Here is a 17,984-nt window from a genome sequence, read left to right on the forward strand (position 1 = left end):
CTTTAAAACAGGCAACGGCGGCGGTCGCAGACGGGAAAGCCGACCTTGTTGGTCTTGCCCGTGCGCTCATCATCGATCCAGATTTGCCAACGAATTGGGAAATGGAAAGCGCAACTGATCCTCAGTTCCCACGCTTTGAAAGCCTCCCGAAACTGGCTTAGATCTCTCCTGCAACGAAGAAATTGCGCGAAACACGATCAGAAAGGTGTTTGCTCGCCGTTCAGGCCGTCTTTTTCTGCACGTACAACACATTACTTTTCAACAGATCTGGCTGCCCAAAGTCATTCGACTTTGGCGTGAAATCCAGAAAACTGCGCGTTGGCCAATACTTGAGTGCTGCAGTTCCGCATGACAGGTCCGAGCCCAGAACGCACATGTCCAGATTTCCAATCGTGCGCACGCAGCAAACATGTACCGACAACACGGAGCTTCGCCATAGATCAATGGAGAGCAACGCATCACTTGATGCGCCCGCCAGAAGTCAAAGACGGAATCGCCGCGACACTGGGATGGAAAAGCGTGACCGCCATCGCCCAAAAAACGACGCGACACAGCATCGTAGCACGAACGATCCACGTCCACGCGCCGGAGCTTAAAAGCCGAAGACCATACGGTGGGAAAGGCACATACCTTAAACTCGGGAAAGGTGTATTGCCCAATCCGGAGAATGCATGATGCTGCGCAGACGCATAAGCTTCCACTGGCCATATTTGAAGTAGTCGAAATCTAGCGCCGAGACCTGCTGCTGAACAAACGACCACAACGCCCATTTGACATCCGCCAATGCCTTATGAACTGTGACGCGCGATACGATTTCCGGCCGAACTTCCGCGAAATAGGCCTCTATCAATTCGACTTCCTGATCAGGAGTAAAAAACATCTCACCAAACCAGATGCCCAGATCGTAACAACGGTCATTCATTGACGCATATTCATAGTCAATCAGCATGATGGAGCCGTCATTTCCAATCATGAAGTTCCCTGGCATGGGGTCATTGAAACAGGGCACGAGATCCATTCCTGATGCCTCCAACGCTGAGCGCGCCAGTATATATTGATGATTGAGCCATGCGTAGTCGGGCGGAAGCCAGCCTTTCAGTTCGCTTACTTGGTCGGCGTGCTCGTCAATCATATCAAAAACCGACTTTTCCAACGTCAGAGGTTCGATCGCATGCATTTTTCGGTATGCGCCAATGGCAGCCAGACGGGTGTCTTCGCGAGCAAGATCACCATTGGTGCAGGCGCGGCGATCCTGAATGAAGTCATGAATCTCGATTCCGTCATCATAGAGATCTTCATAAACCCGCGGACCAAGCCCTGCTGCCGCAGCTTTGCGGCTTGCGTCAAAGGCGGCGCGACGGTCAATAAACATCTCTGTTCCGATCCCGGGGATTTTGACGAAATATTCAAGCGGATTGCTATCCAGTTGGATGCGAAAATTCGAATTACTGATACCCCCGTGAACGGGCGCGTATCGCAGGGACTTGCCCCGAAACATCGCGGCTTTTGCCACCGCAGCTTCCAAGGCTTCTTCCAGTGGCGTCGTGGCCTCACCGATTTGCTTCATCTAATGACCTCCCGCGACACGGCGTACCGTCTGTTCAAACGATCGGTCAGCGATCATGCTGCGGCATCGCATGAAACGCCACTCCGAATATTTTCGAAACTCGATTGAAATGCGTTTGGACAAATGCGCGTTTATGGCCGCGCTGATCGCCCAACCGAGGTCATCGACTGCGCCGTAAAGGCGAGCGCGACCTAGCATTGTCTCGTCTGGGTCACTGTGCCAGTCGCAAATCCAGGCCATCGCTTCGTCATCGAAAACCTCCGCTTCGGCCAATAGGACGCCGAGGTCAAAAGCCGGGTCATTCATTCCGGCTAAATCATAGTCCAGCAAAACGACACGACCATCATCATGGAGCATTATGTTGGAAGCGCAGCCATCGTTACGGCATGGCCTCATCTCCACAGGCTTGGCGGAAACAGCGACGCGCACCTGCTCGGCACCATCTATCAGCCAATCCACATCTGAGGGCAAAGGCGCTGCAACGTCTTTCGCCCTGTTAAAGAGGTCCCGAATCCGATTGAAAGGATCAAAAGTTCGGCAAAGTGCTGGAGCAGTGTGCAGAAGTTGCGTGGCGGCGATGACCCCGCGCCGGACAGATGCGCTTTTTAGGTCGAACATTGTCGCTGTACGCCACCCGTCGCCCAGATATGGCATCAGAATAATACCGCTATCAGCATCCGCCATCAAAACTTCTGGGCCCACACCAAGGGTTCCAGACATTTTAGCTGCCTCGACAATGCCTTGGGGGGAGAATTCTGCTTGACTGTCCGGGTGCAGCACGCGCAGCACTCGGGGGCTTTCGCCCGGTTCTTCGACGCGCCACAACTCATTTTCCACGGCCATGTGCATTGGTGAAATAACGGCCTCCTTCAAGCGGCTAAAGCGGGCTTTCCCGGAGTGCCCTGCAAGGGCCGCAAATGATGTATTTGCAATATCGGTCATGTATGATCCCTCAATGCTTGATCCAGATCGCCTCCAGCTTGCTCGATCGCCTGGATCATACCGGCTAGAACATTGGCGCCGTTCAGTAGATCCTCCGGCTTGGAATACTCGGTTGGATGGTGAATGACGCCGTCCACGCTGGGGATCGCAATGACGATCCCGGGCATTCTCCGGCTGACCGGCACGGCATCGTGACCGCCAATCGTTTCTAGCTGCATCGTACCCAGCCCGAGCGTCTTGGCCTGTCTCTCGCACAAAGCGACAAGACGTGGATCAAAACTGCCTGCTTCGCGTCTGTCGATAGAGATAACTTCATGGTTCACTCCTGCCTTGTCTGCGCTGTCCTTGAGCACTTGCATCAGCTCTGCTTCGGCGGCACTGAGCTCATCCGGATCTGGTGAGCGCAGTTCAAGAAACATTGTGGCAAGGTCAGCCACCATATTAGGCGAATTGGGTTGGACGACCAAACGTCCACACGACGAATACAATGCGCCATCCCTGCGGTCGGATATCTCGCGAGCGCCAATAATGGCATGTGCTGCGGCCAAAGTTGCATCGCGTCGGTCGTGCATAAGCGTAGGACCCGTATGGGATGTTTCGCCTTGCATCGCGGCGCGGATCTTGAGCGCGCCCCAATAGCGAGTGAATGGTCCGATCTGCAAATCGGCTTTCTCCAGTTCATCGTTCCCTTCGACATGCAGCTCAATGTAAATATCAGCGTGAGGCGCAGGATCGGTGCCACGATAACCGATGCGTTCCAATTCGTCGCTCACGCTCAGACCTGCGCCATCACAACGCGTCAGCGCGTAATTCAGACCAAGTTCGTTACAATAGACACTGCTGCCAAGCAGGCTGGGCTGAAAGCGCGCGCCTTCTTCGTTCATCCAGTCCACGATCACGAATCTGCACCCCAGAGGCACACCTTCCGCGTCGGCTTCGGCGCGCAAGGCTTCTACCGCAAGAAACGCTGCGATGACACCATAGGCCCCATCGAAACGGCCGCCGAAAGGCTGGCTGTCGAGATGAGACCCAACCATGACAACCGGAGAGTCTTCAACGGAGTTTGCTTTCAGAACGGCAAATACATTGCCTATTCCGTCGATTTGCACCTCATAGCCTCGCGTGCGCAACTCCCCAAAGAACCAATCTCGGGCGTTTCCATGATCGGGGGTGCCGGCTTCGCGATTCAGCCCTCCATCCGGGGTGGCCCCGAACTTTGAAATTCCGTCCATGAAGCTGGTTAGTTGATCGGGATCCACCTTGAGTGTCATGCAGAAACCTCTTGAGGTGCCGTGGTCTCAGTATCGAGCAGATGACAGGCGGCCTGATTGAGACCGCCTCTGCCTTGCAGTTGCGGGTTTTCGTTCAGGCAGCGGTCAAATGCCTGAGGGCACCGTGATGCGAAGGCGCACCCAACCGGAAGGTCAATGGGGCTGGGGGGTTCGCCATCCAGTAGGCAATCCTCGCTCAGGTAACGCCGGGTTTCCAGTGTTGGGGCGGCGCTAAGCAGAGCGCGGGAATAGGGGTGACCCGGGTTGAAGAAAAGGCTCTCGTTTTCCGCCAATTCCACCACTTCACCCAGATACATTACCGCCACGCGCGCACAGACACGACGGACCATTGCAATGTCATGCGAAATGTAAAGGTAGGTCACGCCATGCTGCGCCTGCAATTTTTCCAGCAGATCAAGAAGCTGCCCCTGTTCGGTCTGCCCTAGGGCAGAGAGGGTTTCATCCATCAGCATCAATCGAGGCTCAAGGATCAGGGCGCGTCCCACATTGACCCGCTGGCGCTGCCCTGCGGTCAAGACCATTGGTAGTTCTTCGTAGAGATTGGCCGGAAGACCAACTTCCGCCATTACTTCAAGAACGCGCGCACGACGTTCTTTGCGTGACGCCAGCCCATGAATGACCAGCGGCTCTCCGATGATCGTTCCAATGGAATTGCGCGGTGGCAGCGAGTTGTAAGGATCTTGCAAAACAAGCTGCATGCGCCGGCGGAAAGCGCGGGTGCCCTCCTTTCCGCGCCCAAAAATGTCTTGGCCCTCAAAAGTGATCTGGCCGGTGTCTGGCGGTTCAAGTGCGGTCAGCAGTCGTGTTAAAGTCGACTTGCCGCAACCGGATTCTCCGACAATGCCGAAATTTTCACCCTCATAGATGTCAAAGTTGACATTCCGGACCGCTTTCAGAACGCGCTTTGCCCCAAACCCCAGCAAGGCACGTGACGCCAGGTTGTAGTACCTGCTCACATCGCGCACAGACATGATCGGTCGTGCGTCGTCCGACGCGGGCTTCAACCTTGACCGTGTGTCATGTTCCCACAGGGTCGGCAGTTCGTCGATCAATTGCTGCGTCTGGGTGCTGCGTGGGGAGGTGATCAAATCAGTCGTGGACTGCTGTTCCACGACCTTGCCGTGGTCCAGAACAATTATCTGGTCGGAAACATCTGCGACGGTCGGAAGTGAGTTCGATACAAACAGGATCGACGTGTCAAATTCATCTTTTAGCTCGCGCAGCAGTTTCAGAATTTGCGCGCCGACAGTCACGTCAAGCGGTTGGGTAATGCTGTCCGCTACGATGAGCCGAGGGTTTGAGATCAGCGCATCGACGATCATTGCGCGCTGCATCATACCGCCGCTGTATTGAAACGGATATTCATTGAACCGTTGGTCGGACGAAGGAATGCGCACGGCATCCAGCAAGGCCACAACCCTTTCGCGTGCTTTTCGAAAGGAGATGCCTGGTTCGACGGCTTGCAGTTTCTCGACTATTTGCGCCCCGACGGTCATTGTGGGATCCAGCGCCCCCGAAGGATTGCCGCCGACGTAACCGATCGCCTTTCCGCGCACCAGTCGGGTTTCTTTATCAGACATGGTCAGAAGATTGCGGCCTTCAAAAATGACCTGACCCGTAACAACTTTCAGCGGGCTTTCCAGCCAGTTTATGATTGCTTTGGCCAGAACGGATTTGCCTGCTCCACTGCCGCCAATGACGCCAAGTACGCTGCGTTGCTCCAGACTGAGGGAGATACCGGTCAAAACCTGCGGCGAAGTTTGAACTTCACCTACCGCTACGGTGAGATTTTTGACTTCAAGCAATGGCGTGTTCATGCTCACTGTTCCCCACCATGGACTCGGTTGCGGGAACGTTCAAGCGCCGCCCCCATGAGATTGAGGCTGATCAGGGTCAAGAATAAAAAGACGCCGGGCACCGTGGCGATCCACCATGCATTGACCAGATACTTGCGGCCGTCTGCGATAATGTTGCCAAAGGTTGGCGTTGGAGGTTGAACGCCCAGACCAAGAAATCCGAGCACGGCTTCGAAGATCATCATGCGTGCTACGTCGAGCACGGCAACAAAAGCGATGGGTGGCAGGCAGATCGGCAACAAAAGCAGAAACATGATGCGTATGTCAGACGCGCCCAGAATGGTGGCACCCCGAACAAACTCGCGTTTTCGTTCGGCCATCACAACGGACCGCATGACGCGCGCATAAACCGGCCAACCTGAAAGACCGAGCACAAGTATGATCGCTGGAATTGTTGGGCGTGCCACTCCGAGAATGGCAATGGCCAAAATAATCATCGGGATGGACAGTTGTGCATCCGTAATCCGCATGAGGAATGTGTCTGTCAATCCGCCGCGATATCCGGCTACCAAACCTACCAGAGCACCGACGGCCAGCATTACCGCCACTGTCGTCAAACCGATCAACAGGGAATAGCGCAATCCGACAAGGGACCGCATGAGCAAATCCCGACCCAGTTGATCCGTCCCCATGGGATGCGCCCAGGACCAATCTTCCCCGAAAAAAACCGGAGGTGTGAGCTTGGCCCGGATGTTAATCTTCAACGGATCGATGCTGCTGATCATCGGCCAGAAGATCGCAAGCAGAACCATCGCCGCAAAAACGAAAAAACCGATGCGGAACTCAAAAGATCGCCAAGCGCCAAGCGCGACCCTTTGTGCGATGGTAAGCGCCTGTGCATCGTTTTCAGCCGGAAGGTTAACGTCTGAACTATTGGTCATCAGTATTCCAGCCTAGGATCAATGGTGGTGGCGACAAGATCTACAATGATGTTGATGATGACGAATGCAGCGCTGGTCACAATGGCAATCCCCTGGATCAGCGGAAAATCACGTTGCAGAACCGCGTTGATTGTCAGCAACCCCAGCCCCGGATAATCGAATATGAACTCGACGACGAGCACCCCGCCCAGAAGCATTGAAAACTGCACACCAAGCAGATTGAGCAGCGGCACAGAAGCGTTTTTCAAGGCATGTGCCATGACAATCCGCCTGTGACTGATCCCTCGGATCGCAGCGACCGAGATATAGTTTTCCTGCATGTTCTGAGCAACAGAAACGGTCAGGCTTCGGATTAGAAAGGGCGCGATTTCAACGGCCAAGACGATGGCCGGTAGGATCGTATAAGCAAACCCCTGGTACCCAATGGCAGGCAACCAGCCCAAATTCACCGACAAAACCAGCGCCAGAACGATACCCAACCAAAAGTTCGGCAGGGAAATAAACAGCGATCCCATGTAAAGTGCTAACCGATCAGGCCATTTGCCCGGTCGCAAACCTCCGTAGATTCCAATTGGGAGCGCAACGACCAATGCAAATGCCATGGCAAGCAAGGCAAGCTGTAAGGTAAAAGGCGCGGTATCTGCGATCAGATCAAATACCTCTGCTCTTTCCGAACGGGTATTGTCATCAAAACTTGAGCCGCCAACGGCTGCACCACTGGCAGGACGAATGAACGATTGACCGAGATCGCCTTGCAAGACACCCCCCATATACCGCACGAATTGGACGGGGATTGGGTCTCGAAGCCCCATGTCTTCAGCAATCTGGTCAATCACATGATCCGGTGCCATCCCGCCAGCCATCAGGCGGACGGGATCACCGGGGATCACCCGCAAGAGTGTGAAGATCAGGAAACTGACCAGGAATATGATGATGACGCCTTGCGCCAGCCTCCGGATCAGAAAATTGACAAGAAACACAGCCCTGCCTCCACAGAAGTTGAAACGGTTGCGCCCACCTTATCACTGACGGGCGCAACTAGATCAGATAAAGGCCGCGTCGGAGGCATCAATTGCCCCGTCGGGATAGAGAAATAGACCTTCCAGATCAGATCGGATCGCATGCACGAGAACGGAGGTAAACAGAGAGAGCGCCGGTGCACGATCCGCCAGCATAGGGGTCAATTCCTCCTGGATGATGCGACGCCTTTCCTCAAGCGTTGACGCTGAGCGCTCTTTGTCCAGAAGCGCATCGACATCTGGATCAACCAGGCCGCAAATCCGCTTGGAAGACGAATGAAAATGCGTTCTCAAAACAAGATCAGGTTCCGGAGAACCAGTTGACCAGCCGCAGTCAATCATATGGCCCGGCCCACCGCCTTCACGGTCATAGAGGTTTTCATTCCATGCCGCGACCTCCATGACATTGAGCGTCACCGGGAAACCTTGCTCTTGCAGCAACGCCGTGATGACTTCGCCGTACTCCTTGGTTTTGGGATAGAATCCCACGGATGTGATGTATTCCAGCTCTGGAAGGCCTTCGCCATTCGGATATCCCGCTTCAGCCAGTAGGCGCTGACATTCTTCGGGGTCGTATTCGGGGTAATTCTCCAGATCGATATATCCAAACTTGATCGGCGAGATGAAATTCTTGGATGGAGACCCTGACTCGCCAAGGACTTCGTACAAGATTTCTCGGTCAATCGCGTGACAGGCCGCCTTGCGAAGCAGAGGGTTGTCAAAGGGAGGCTTCGAGCAGCGGAACCAAAGGTATTTGTTCTCAACAGAGACCATCTTGCTCAAAGTGATGTTTGGTTTTCCGGTCAGTGTCTCGATCTGTTCGGGCTCCAGTCGTTCGATGATCGAAGCTTGCCCGTTCAACATGGACAGGATCCGTGTGGTCGCATCCCCAACAAAAGAATAGTTCACGCCAGACACCTTCGGTGCGCCCAAGAAATAGTCAGGGTATGCCTCCAGCACGGTGTCATTGCCACGCTGTTCGACAAAGCGGAATGGACCAGTGCCATTCAAGCGTTGGCTGAGTGGTCCATTGGGGCCAGCAGCAATGTCCTTGGCCGACATCATTGGCAGGTAGGAAGCCAGGAAAATGAACAGGCTGGCCGCGTAACCGCCTTTGGAAGTGTCAACAATAACAGTCATATCGTCAGGTGTGGTAACTTCGAAACTATCCGTAGGGCCCGGGTACCACTGCGCTGGTCGATCGGGCTGTGCGCCATACTCGAACGTCGCTTTCACATCCTTGGCTGCGAAGGGTTCGCCGTCATGGAAGGTTATACCGGGGCGCAATTTGATTTCCAGCCGGAACCCGTCCAGCAGCGTTATCGATTCCGCCAGTTCCATATTGGTTTCATCAGGATTCTCAGGGCGCATCGGTGTGCGGGAAAGGTAACCCATCACATAGGCTTCGATGTTTTTCTGCGACAGGGTTGTGTGGGCGGTCGGGTCCCAGTTGCCGGTGATGTTTTCTGCCGACAAGAAGATTATTGGTTCACCTGTTTGAGCATAGGCTGACGTGATGAAAAATTGTGGGTCGATTTGGGTCATGGCAGCGGCGGCGCCTACACTTCCCAGAATGCTACGACGAGTGATCATGGTGTCTTTCTCCCTAGTTGATCGGCAAATTGCCTTGTTGGTTTTCCTTATTCGGTATCGTGGATAATTCGGAGCGCTTGCGCGTGAAGTTCGGCGGATGCTGCTGCCAATACGTCGCCTGCTGAGTTCAGAGTAAGAGGTTGACCTTCCCAGTCGGAAATAACCCCCCCGGCCTCTTCAATAATCACGGTCACGGCCATGAAATCAAAGGGCTTTAACCCGGTTTCTACGATCAGATCTAGATGCCCGGACGCAAGGAGCCCATAGGCGTAGCAGTCTCCGCCCAGGCGGGTGATCGCAGCTTCCGAAGACAAGCAGTCAAACACCCGGCGTTCCCGCGCACGGAGCAGGTGGATCGAAGTTGAGGCCAATGACGCCGTTGCCAACGAGGTTTTATTGCTGGTCGCACAGGTCACATTGTTGAGCTTTGCACCCATGCCACGTTGCGCGGTCCAGCGTTCTCCCGTTGCACAGGCGTCAATCACGCCAAAGGCGGCGCGCTCGCTCACAACAAGTGCCAACAAAATACCGAACAAGGGGGACCCAGTGGCAAACGCGCCTGTGCCATCAATCGGGTCAACAACCCAAACACGCTCGCATTCCAGCCCACTCACCCCAGTTTCTTCTCCGTAAATCCCGTCCTTTGGGAACCTCATCTGAACCAGGTCGCGGAATGCTCGTTCGATCTCAGTATCCGCCAGCGTGACCGGAGTTTCATCAGATTTCCAAGACAAGCCGTTGGGCCCTCGAAAGTATGACAGGGCCGTCTGGCGCGCGCTGTCAGCAAAGGAAGCTGCAAAATCGAATTCAGCCTGCAAATGCTCGAGCCGATGATCTTGTTCTGACAACGTTAAACCCCACAGCAGCGAATGGATCTCTTGAAGTGTTAAACAACGTTAACTGATTCGCAATAAAATACACAAATACACAAATACGCAATTCTTCTGAGTTTGTATAAACATCTTATTTTTCATATTCTTTGCTTCTTCTTTAGGCATTCCATCTGCCAAAAACTTGCACATTCCGACAACTAAGCGATATGTGGTCACAGTAATCCTGGAAGAAGGACACAAGGTCCCCGTGCTGAAAGAAGAGCGAAAAAACCGGATTCTCTCGATCTTGTTGGATCGAGTAAGCGCACGCACCATCGACATCGCGGCCGAGTTGGGTGCCTCGCGTGAAACCGTCCGTCGCGATCTATTGGCTCTGCATGCGGAGGGCCGGCTCGAAAAGATCCACGGTGGCGCGACGATTGACCTTCAGTCGACCGAGAAACCCTTTCAGGTCAGGATGGGGCGAAACTGGGCAGAAAAACTCGAGATTGGTCGGCGTGCGGTGGACTTTTTACCTACAGGATCAGCGGTTTTTCTCGATGCGGGGTCGACTACTGCGGCTTTTGCAGAAGTGCTGAGAGACAGGGCGACAGACATAAAGGTCTTTACGAACCTGCAACCAGCAGCTCAGATTCTCGGTCAAAAAGCATTCCTCCTGGGTGGGACGTACAATGAGGATGTGCCGGCAACTTTCGGGGAGCTGACGTTGGCGAATATCAGTAGGTTTTATGCAGACTTTGCAATCGTGTCTCCGACTGCCATCCATCAGGAGCAGGGTCTGATGTATTACGAATTGCACGAATGTGAAGTTGCCAGGGCCATGATCCAGAATGCCAGAAAAACGATCGTTCTTGCCGATGCAAACAAGCTGGATGCCACAAGTCGCGTTCGTCTCAGCGAAATCGATTGTGTGGACGTATTGTTGACTAACTCGGATGCGCCACAAAATCTTTTAAAATTGTTCCGTGAGCGAATTCCTGAAGTTATTTGATTTACTTTTTGGGAAGCCAGCACTTTTACGGATCGTTTTGACTGTCTGACATTCATGGCAATTTGTGGGCTAAACATTCAATTCTGGAAGGGACGCGCGGACCACCTTAACGGCCGAAACCGAAACGCACGAGATCGCATGTTACTATATGTGCCCATGCTGCATTGACGGCTACAACATCCGGGATATGTTCCGTCGATATGGTACATCTTCTAATTGTTTATCATTCTCGAACCGGCGGTTCTCGTCAGATGGCCGAGGCGGCTTTTTCAGCAGCACAGATAGAAATGAAAACAACTGTTAAAACTGCAGCTGACGCAAAACCTAAAGACCTCCTTGACGCCGGAGGATACATCTTTTGCGCGCCCGAGAACCTCGCTGCGATTTCAGGCATTATGAAAGACTTCTTCGACCGATGTTACTATCCCGTTTTGGGTCGCATAGAGGGTCGGCCTTACGCTCAGATGGTCTGCGCTGGTTCAGACGGCGAAAACGCAGCACGTCAAACCGCACGTATCGCGAAAGGGTGGCGACTGCGCGAGGTGCAAAAGCCCCTGATAATTTGTACAGGAGCACAGAAACCCGAACAAATTTTGGCCAAAAAGAAGATTCCAGAAGAGCAGCTGTTGCATTGTCGCGATCTTGGTACCGCACTGGGCGCAGGCCTTTCTTTGGGAATCTTTTGAGGCAGGGCAGAACCATCCGTTGCCAAAGGGCGAATGAAACCAGGGCGCAAGCTTGAGATCAACGTGGGTTGATAACCTTGGTTTTGAGCCGTTCATTTGCGCCTTTGAAGCGAGACGCCAACCAGAATAACATCACCGATACGGCAAGTGCTCCAAATGCAATTGCCCATCCGAGCGCAACCAGCCCAGTGCCGGGCCAAAAGATGAGAAACAACCCGATGAGCAACGCAGCGAACCCTGCATTGCGGGCAGAGGTGCGCTCAGGATCCGCTTCAGGCAATTGCCGCCAAGTCAGCAGAGAACCCAGACCCGTCAGCAGTGCAAAAGCGCCTAGAAGCGCAAAAGCAAATCGCGCGATACCCTCAGGCCAAATCAGCAACAACAGCCCGATGATAATCGCGCCAAAACCAACGCCACCCGCGGCGCCACTGCGTCCTATTCCAAACAAGGTCAGCCCACCATCGAGAAGGAGGAGAACGCCCACGAGTTGGAGCAAAAGGGAAATGCTACCTGTTGGCCAGAACAGGGCGGCGACGCCGACGCCAGCGGCGAGCAGTCCACGTAAGAAAAACGTCCACCAGACACTGGCGAGCCTACTACTCAGTGCTTCGCGAGCATCTAGCCGATTGTCGTCTACAATCTCGGCATGTGGGGTTTTCGGGTTATCCATTAGACTCTTGCAACATTTATCCAAACTCCAGCGCAGGCAAGCGGCCGAGTCTTCCGTCAGTCTACGGCGCCAATTTCTTTTGTTAAACCTCAATGAATACTGGCCAGAAAACAAAGACCACTGAACTGTTGCGAGGCATCCAAGGTCCAACCTATGTGATTCAACTGACGCCGTTTGGCGCCATTGAAATTAGGTGGGCTGATGGCCCCGTCGCATCAGCACCTCAACATGCGCCGCGGCGCTCGCCGCCAGCGCCTTCAGGTCATAGCCACCTTCAAGGATGGACACCACACAACCGCCAGCATGAGTGTCAGCAAGATCACACAGTGCGTTGGTAATCCACGCGAAATCCGTCTCGCGCAGTCTAAGCTCTGCCAATGGGTCATCCTCGTGGGCATCGAACCCCGCTGAAATCACGATCAGCTCCGGCGCGAAGGCGTCGAGCGCAGGCAGACCATGGTTCTCCCAGGTCCGGCGGAAGCCAATGCCGTCGGTGCCGGGTGGCAACGGCAGGTTCATCACGTTGCCGTGGGCGCCGGTCTCGTCGCTATCGCCCGTCCCTGGCCAGAGCGGCATCTGGTGGCTGCTCACGAAAAGTGCACGCGCCTCGTTCCAGAGCAAGTCCTGTGTTCCGTTGCCGTGATGAACATCGAAATCGACGACCGCCACGCGTGTTAGACCATGGTGGTCGAGGGCGTGTTTGGCGGCGATAGCCACGTTTCCGAACAAGCAGAAGCCCATAGGCTTTGCCGTTTCGGCATGGTGACCCGGCGGGCGCGTCGCACAAAACGCATTGGTGACCTCACCAGCAACTACTGCGTCAACGGCCGCGACAGCTGCACCAACGGCGCGCAAAGCGGCCGTCCACGAACCCGAAGATAGATGTGTGTCTGCATCGAGCGCGCGGCTGCCTTGAGCAGGAACAGAAGATTCGACCATTGCGATGTAGCTTTCCGGATGGCAGCGGAGGAGTTCGGCCCGCATAGCCAAGGGCGTGTCCCTTCTTTGCAGGTCGGTAAACCTGTCTTGGGACAAAGCTGCTGCTACCGCCTCCAACCGTTCGACCCGCTCCGGGTGCCCCGACGGTGTGACATGCGCATTGCAGTCTTCGTGCATGTAGAGAGCTGTCGTCATATGCTTCCACCAAAAATATGCTGGGCTCTGGGCCCTACCCAAAACGGATCATGCACCGCGCAAAACGTAGAAGGACAATGCGCCTGTGTCGGATTTCGGCCCCTTCATCACTCTTTCACACAAGGAAAGATTCGCTTCAACGGGCATCGGTCATTTGCGTAGAGCCAACACCAGATTGCTGGTTTTTTCAGTCTCGGAAGATGTTACCCTTGCAGCGTTGCGCAAAGGAGTAGTTTCAGATGAAAATTGAGATCAAAGAAAAGGAAAATCTTTTCGTACTATTACCCGAAGAGAAAATCTCAAAAAGAGACATCGAACGTCTCGTCGAAGAGATGAACAGCTACATCAACGAGCATGACAGGGTGCCGAGCCTCGTTGTCGTGACTGCAAACGTACCCAAGTGGGAAAGCTTCGACGCGCTTAAATCCCATATCTCGTTTATTCACGAACGTCAGAAAATCGTGCCTAAGGTTGCCTTTGTAACGGACAGCGTCCTGCTATCCCTCGCGCACCCCCTAGCGGACGTGTTCACGGGCGCAAAAATTAGGCGTTTCAAAGCCGACGCCTTGGATGACGCACTGAACTGGGCTGCCATGGAAGAGGATCACCCCGGAGCAATCAGTGAGATGGAGGGTTTCCCAAGAGACGTCATTGCCCTGCGCTTTTCCGGTTTAATTACATCAAAGGACTATTCTGAAAGTCTTGTCCCATTGATCGATGAAGCGGCGCAGGAACACGACAAACTCAAACTGTTGTGCGTATTTGATCAGTATTTTGATGGATATTCCGCGGGCGCTATCTGGGATGATATGCGGTTTGGATTTTCGCACCTGACGTCATTTTCCAAGCTGGCCCTCGTGACTGACATCGACTGGATACGAAAAAGTGCAAAACTTTTTGGCAGTTTGATGCCAACGGAAGCCATGGTGTTTGATGTTGAGGACTTAGATGACGCAAAGGAATGGATAGTGACCTGAAACACGCAAGGCATTTTCGGTCCACCCCAGCTGTTGAAACCAAAACTATTCTGTTTGCAACTAGTCCAGACGAACAATCACATCTGCCGGCCCGATCCACAAACCCAAATGGAAATTCCTGCTCCGCTTCTGGCGTGAAAAGGCTCCTCGATACTTCTAACAGGCGCTGAAAAATAGAAACCCTGTCGCGAAAACAACAACCTTTGGACCGCGTTTCTAGGACACGGCTTTCTGAGCGGAGTGGAGTAAGCCGAGGCGCACCTAATTCCAATTCCATTCAAGGTTTCAAGGCGAGCCTTTCTCGGTTCAGCGTGTACAATCCGGTCGCAACGAGGATCAAAGCACCTACCCATGTCCAAGCATCGGGAAGCTCGCCGAACACGACAAAGCCGTAAAATGTGCCCCATATCAGCAAACTGTAATGAACGGGCGCTACAACAACCGCCTGTGCAGCGTCCAAGGCCATTATGACAAGCACTTCGGCAAAAGCGGCTACAACGGCCATTCCGACAAGCAAACTGATTTCCAGTGTTCCCATTGGATTTTGCCAAACAAATGGCAACGGTATGGTCAGCAGCGTCCAGGAAACAATAGCCGTGTACGCGACAGTTGTTTGGGTCTTGTCCTCGCCCGCAAGGATACGCGAAAGAACTTGCCGGAGAGCAAACGCCGTTGCCGCAGCGATCAACAATATCGCTGCCGGATGAATAACTCCCATACCCGGCCGGATGACAATCAGGGTGCCGATGAAGCCGACAATCACCGCTGTCCACCTTCGGATACCCACCGGTTCGCGCAAGATTAAAGCGCCCATGACAGTGACCATGAAGGGAGCAACAAAAGTAATTGCTACTGCATCGGCAAGTGGGACGTAGCTTACGCCAATAATAAAGAGAGTAGCGGAACAGGCCGCCAATACACCACGTCCGATTTGCAGTTTGGGATTGGAAGAAATCAAAACTAACCTACCCCTAACACCAATCAGGACAACTACTCCCAAAAGCAATCCAAGTTGGCGAAACCAAACGATCTGGATAGGGTGCACAGTCTCAGTAAGAAATTTACCAATCGCATCCACCCCGGAAAAGAGAAACATGCCCATAGCCATCAAGGCAATTCCACGCATGCTTTCCGTGCGCCTCACTGACGGTGTTGGCTTCTGCAGTATTATTGGGGTGATCGCCATTGCAGCTTTCCAAAGAACAAGCCGCTCGAGGGGCCTGCAGACGACTGTTAGGCATCAATACCAAGTCGGTCTATAATCTTTTGCGTGAACGATGACCTGAAGATCCGATGGTTTTACGAAATAGATGCCACAATGCTTGAAGTTTTCATTATGGGCGATGACGGCATAGAGTCACCAACCCTAATCTTCTGACCAAACGCGGAGTCCAATCTATCGGCTAAACTGACAGCCGAGCGCCAAGTTCCACGAAATCAAGTTTTCACATTTTGTATCCGCGTTTGACTTTCCGACTTTACCTTTCAAAGGGAATTTAGACTGCGTGACCCTTGCTTTTGAACTCTTGTCGCAGAGCCTGACACCTTCAACCAATGCGATCTCAATCGCGAAGCAAGGTACAGCCGCCAAAGAGACTTGATTGCAACGCCGTAAGTAAAAACGGCGCAAATTCTGCTTTGGATTGATATGACTAAGCCGTGGCTGCAAGGGGCAGAGATTTTTTGTGCCCTCGTGTTGAATCCTTTCTCCAAACACTGGATTTTGCAAACCTTTCCTTTCCAGATACCTGAATACTGTGATGATGAAAAACGCCTTGCAGCCACCGGCCCTTGGGCCATTTTGCGCGGACCAATCTGTTTCGTTACAAATCAGTTCACGGCGAAGTATCTAGTTCACTTTGATTGGCGGTGCGTTGTTATATTCAAGTCCTCTTCGGTAGATGGAGCCACAAAGTGCCTGCCTATCCGATCAAACTGTTCTTCGGTTGCCGCAAAGGGGTGCTCACCTCTTGCGTTTCGGCCGCGTAGTCGCGCGAGGCAGATTTCATCAGTTGCCTGCAAAACGTTTAGCTGATGACCGGCTCCGGTTCCTTTCACGAGATCGCGCATCCAACTTCGGTTTTCGACAGTATTGGCTGGAAAATCCAAGACAACCGAAACCCCAGCCATTAGCAAATAGGAAACATGTGGACCCATGACGATCTTCAGTTTTGACGCGTATTTCACATAGTCTTGTAAAGTCCTTATTTCACTAGAAAAGAGAACTCCCAGCCATTCATCTTCTGATATCAATACTGTTTTTGGCTGTTCGCTAAGCTTTGCCGCAAGAGTGGATTTTCCAGAGGCAATTTTCCCGCATAGCATATGCAAGGTTGGTGTCGGATGCGACATTGCAAAGGTCCTATATTTCTCCGCTTTTTTGGTAACTCAAATGGTCGGCCAGAAGATCAAAAACCAGTCGGATCCGCCGTGCGGTATGCAACTCGGAATGTGTTGCCAACCAGACTGGGAATTTGAAAGGTTCCCGTTCTGGCAGTACTCGTTCCACTCCGGATGTCAGCATGGCAATATCCTCTGACATCACACATATCCCGAGACCCTGACGCACCATCTCCCAAGCGACGATCCCGCTTTTCGACCCCATTCTGAAATTTTGCGTGGTAACCGGTATGCCGGCAGAATTGAGGTAGTTGATCATTGTTGGGATGTCGCCAAATCCGATGAAGTCAAGTTTGGCCAACTCCCTTTCGTCCTTCGGCCGTCCAACCTGATCAAGATAAGATGGTGTCGCATAGAAATGTGCACGCATCTCCGCGACAAGCTTTGCGATCAGATCTGGTTGCGACGGCCGAACGTGCCGAATGGCAATGTCAGCCTCTCTGCGTTGGATGTCACGAATGTCATTTGCGGCGACTACGTCGATTTCCAACCGAGGAGCGACAAGTCTGATTTGCTTTAGTACGGTCGGGAGTTGATAGGCAGACATCACATCCGAAGCGGTGATCCTGACTTGTCCCTCAATGGTTTGGGATTTGCTCGTCGCGGTCAGTGAAATCCGGTTTGCGACTTCTGCCATATCCCGAACATGTACCAAGAGTTCAGACCCAGTTGTGGTTAGGTTCAAAGATTTTCCAACACGTTCGAATAACCTGACACCCAATGCTTGCTCGAGCGCTGCGATCTGACGCCCAACGGTCGGCTGGGTTTGACCAAGAACACGAGCGGCCGCGGAAAAAGAGCCTTTGTCCGCTGTCGCCAGAAAAGAACGCACTTGGTTCCAATCGAAGTTGATCGCCTGCCAGTTCATGCAAATATGCATATCACCTCATCTGATTTGAGCAATTCTGTTTGTTTGTGTTTAAAGATAAAGAGCGCCTAAATCACTCAACCCAAGAGGCAAAAAATGGCTGTACTATCCAATGAAGCTGCTTTCTGGAGCAAGATATCACGAAAATACGCCGCCGGCCCGATCCGAAATATGGACGGGTACCTGCACACGCTTGAACGCACTAAATCCTACCTTAAGCCAGAAGATCCCGTGCTGGAAATTGGTTGTGGTACCGGATCGACAGCACTTTTGCT

General features: G+C 53.1%; 16 protein-coding genes. 3 read left to right on the plus strand and 13 right to left on the minus strand.

Going from position 1 to position 17,984, the window contains the following annotated elements; genetic code table 11:
• Positions 1-631: 631 nt before the first annotated feature.
• From AB8B75_RS17340 to AB8B75_RS17375, 8 genes are all read right to left on the minus strand, one after another.
• The gene (locus AB8B75_RS17340; RefSeq protein WP_405364069.1) at positions 632-1,567 is read right to left on the minus strand and encodes a phosphotransferase; all 936 of its coding nucleotides are present in this window, start codon (positions 1,565-1,567) and stop codon (positions 632-634) included.
• Entirely contained in the window at positions 1,568-2,509 is a 942-nt protein-coding gene (locus AB8B75_RS17345) for a phosphotransferase (RefSeq protein WP_405364070.1), read from the minus strand.
• Positions 2,506-3,780 (minus strand): Zn-dependent hydrolase, encoded by a 1,275-nt coding sequence (locus AB8B75_RS17350; RefSeq protein ID WP_405364071.1) that lies wholly within the window; start codon positions 3,778-3,780, stop codon positions 2,506-2,508. Before AB8B75_RS17350 ends, AB8B75_RS17345 begins: the two co-directional genes overlap by 4 nt.
• Complete coding sequence (locus AB8B75_RS17355; RefSeq protein WP_405364072.1) at positions 3,777-5,618, minus strand: ABC transporter ATP-binding protein; 1,842 nt, start codon at positions 5,616-5,618, stop codon at positions 3,777-3,779. Before AB8B75_RS17355 ends, AB8B75_RS17350 begins: the two co-directional genes overlap by 4 nt.
• 2 nt (positions 5,619-5,620) lie before the next feature.
• Positions 5,621-6,538: an ABC transporter permease gene (locus tag AB8B75_RS17360; protein WP_405364073.1), complete on the minus strand. Its 918-nt coding sequence runs from the start codon at positions 6,536-6,538 to the stop codon at positions 5,621-5,623.
• Entirely contained in the window at positions 6,538-7,518 is a 981-nt protein-coding gene (locus AB8B75_RS17365) for an ABC transporter permease (protein WP_405364074.1), read from the minus strand. Before AB8B75_RS17365 ends, AB8B75_RS17360 begins: the two co-directional genes overlap by 1 nt.
• A 63-nt stretch (positions 7,519-7,581) precedes the next feature.
• Positions 7,582-9,150 carry an ABC transporter substrate-binding protein gene (locus AB8B75_RS17370; protein WP_405364075.1) on the minus strand — a complete coding sequence of 523 codons (1,569 nt, stop codon included), beginning with the start codon at positions 9,148-9,150 and terminating at the stop codon, positions 7,582-7,584.
• Positions 9,151-9,197: 47 nt separating this feature from the next.
• A complete protein-coding gene (locus AB8B75_RS17375) occupies positions 9,198-9,998 on the minus strand; it encodes an inositol monophosphatase family protein (protein ID WP_405364076.1) in 801 nt (266 codons plus the stop codon).
• 232 nt (positions 9,999-10,230) lie between these two features.
• Between AB8B75_RS17375 and AB8B75_RS17380 the strand changes: the two genes are divergently transcribed.
• Both AB8B75_RS17380 and AB8B75_RS17385 read left to right on the plus strand, forming a co-directional pair.
• On the plus strand, positions 10,231-10,974 hold the full coding sequence (locus AB8B75_RS17380; protein WP_405364077.1) for a DeoR/GlpR family DNA-binding transcription regulator: 744 nt from the start codon (positions 10,231-10,233) through the stop codon (positions 10,972-10,974).
• Between the two features lie 200 nt (positions 10,975-11,174).
• Positions 11,175-11,660 (plus strand): flavodoxin family protein, encoded by a 486-nt coding sequence (locus AB8B75_RS17385; RefSeq protein WP_405364078.1) that lies wholly within the window; start codon positions 11,175-11,177, stop codon positions 11,658-11,660.
• Between the two features lie 58 nt (positions 11,661-11,718).
• Here AB8B75_RS17385 and AB8B75_RS17390 read toward each other — a convergent pair whose 3' ends face one another.
• Together AB8B75_RS17390 and AB8B75_RS17395 are read right to left on the minus strand one after the other, a co-directional pair.
• Complete coding sequence (locus AB8B75_RS17390; RefSeq protein WP_405364079.1) at positions 11,719-12,330, minus strand: DUF308 domain-containing protein; 612 nt, start codon at positions 12,328-12,330, stop codon at positions 11,719-11,721.
• A 189-nt stretch (positions 12,331-12,519) separates the two neighbouring features.
• Positions 12,520-13,464, minus strand: coding sequence for a histone deacetylase family protein (locus AB8B75_RS17395; protein WP_405364080.1), 945 nt, complete (start codon positions 13,462-13,464; stop codon positions 12,520-12,522).
• Between the two features lie 239 nt (positions 13,465-13,703).
• Between AB8B75_RS17395 and AB8B75_RS17400 the strand changes: the two genes are divergently transcribed.
• On the plus strand, positions 13,704-14,441 hold the full coding sequence (locus AB8B75_RS17400; protein ID WP_405364081.1) for an STAS/SEC14 domain-containing protein: 738 nt from the start codon (positions 13,704-13,706) through the stop codon (positions 14,439-14,441).
• A 277-nt stretch (positions 14,442-14,718) separates the two neighbouring features.
• Here the strand turns inward: AB8B75_RS17400 and AB8B75_RS17405 are convergent, their stop codons facing one another.
• The 3 genes from AB8B75_RS17405 to AB8B75_RS17415 all read right to left on the minus strand — a co-directional run bounded on the left by AB8B75_RS17405 (position 14,719) and on the right by AB8B75_RS17415 (position 17,721).
• The gene (locus tag AB8B75_RS17405; RefSeq protein ID WP_405364082.1) at positions 14,719-15,627 is read right to left on the minus strand and encodes a DMT family transporter; all 909 of its coding nucleotides are present in this window, start codon (positions 15,625-15,627) and stop codon (positions 14,719-14,721) included.
• 668 nt (positions 15,628-16,295) lie between these two features.
• Positions 16,296-16,793: an AAA family ATPase gene (locus AB8B75_RS17410; RefSeq protein WP_405364083.1), complete on the minus strand. Its 498-nt coding sequence runs from the start codon at positions 16,791-16,793 to the stop codon at positions 16,296-16,298.
• A 10-nt stretch (positions 16,794-16,803) separates the two neighbouring features.
• A complete protein-coding gene (locus AB8B75_RS17415; RefSeq protein ID WP_405364084.1) occupies positions 16,804-17,721 on the minus strand; it encodes a LysR family transcriptional regulator in 918 nt (305 codons plus the stop codon).
• Positions 17,722-17,984: the final 263 nt, after the last annotated feature.

The sequence above is a fragment of the Roseobacter sp. genome, assembly GCF_045106495.1.
Classification (GTDB): domain Bacteria; phylum Pseudomonadota; class Alphaproteobacteria; order Rhodobacterales; family Rhodobacteraceae; genus Roseobacter.

Excerpts from the sequence above, each read along its gene's own strand:
- AB8B75_RS17340 (WP_405364069.1), bottom strand. The coding sequence starts at position 1,567 with ATGAAGCAAATCGGTGAGGCCACGACGCCACTGGAAGAAGCCTTGGAA.
- AB8B75_RS17345 (WP_405364070.1), bottom strand. The coding sequence starts at position 2,509 with ATGACCGATATTGCAAATACATCATTTGCGGCCCTTGCAGGGCACTCC.
- AB8B75_RS17350 (WP_405364071.1), bottom strand. The coding sequence starts at position 3,780 with ATGACACTCAAGGTGGATCCCGATCAACTAACCAGCTTCATGGACGGA.
- AB8B75_RS17355 (WP_405364072.1), bottom strand. The coding sequence starts at position 5,618 with ATGAACACGCCATTGCTTGAAGTCAAAAATCTCACCGTAGCGGTAGGT.
- AB8B75_RS17360 (WP_405364073.1), bottom strand. The coding sequence starts at position 6,538 with ATGACCAATAGTTCAGACGTTAACCTTCCGGCTGAAAACGATGCACAG.
- AB8B75_RS17370 (WP_405364075.1), bottom strand. The coding sequence starts at position 9,150 with ATGATCACTCGTCGTAGCATTCTGGGAAGTGTAGGCGCCGCCGCTGCC.
- AB8B75_RS17385 (WP_405364078.1), top strand. The coding sequence starts at position 11,175 with ATGGTACATCTTCTAATTGTTTATCATTCTCGAACCGGCGGTTCTCGT.
- AB8B75_RS17390 (WP_405364079.1), bottom strand. The coding sequence starts at position 12,330 with ATGGATAACCCGAAAACCCCACATGCCGAGATTGTAGACGACAATCGG.
- AB8B75_RS17395 (WP_405364080.1), bottom strand. The coding sequence starts at position 13,464 with ATGACGACAGCTCTCTACATGCACGAAGACTGCAATGCGCATGTCACA.
- AB8B75_RS17400 (WP_405364081.1), top strand. The coding sequence starts at position 13,704 with ATGAAAATTGAGATCAAAGAAAAGGAAAATCTTTTCGTACTATTACCC.
- AB8B75_RS17405 (WP_405364082.1), bottom strand. The coding sequence starts at position 15,627 with ATGGCGATCACCCCAATAATACTGCAGAAGCCAACACCGTCAGTGAGG.
- AB8B75_RS17410 (WP_405364083.1), bottom strand. The coding sequence starts at position 16,793 with ATGTCGCATCCGACACCAACCTTGCATATGCTATGCGGGAAAATTGCC.
- AB8B75_RS17415 (WP_405364084.1), bottom strand. The coding sequence starts at position 17,721 with ATGCATATTTGCATGAACTGGCAGGCGATCAACTTCGATTGGAACCAA.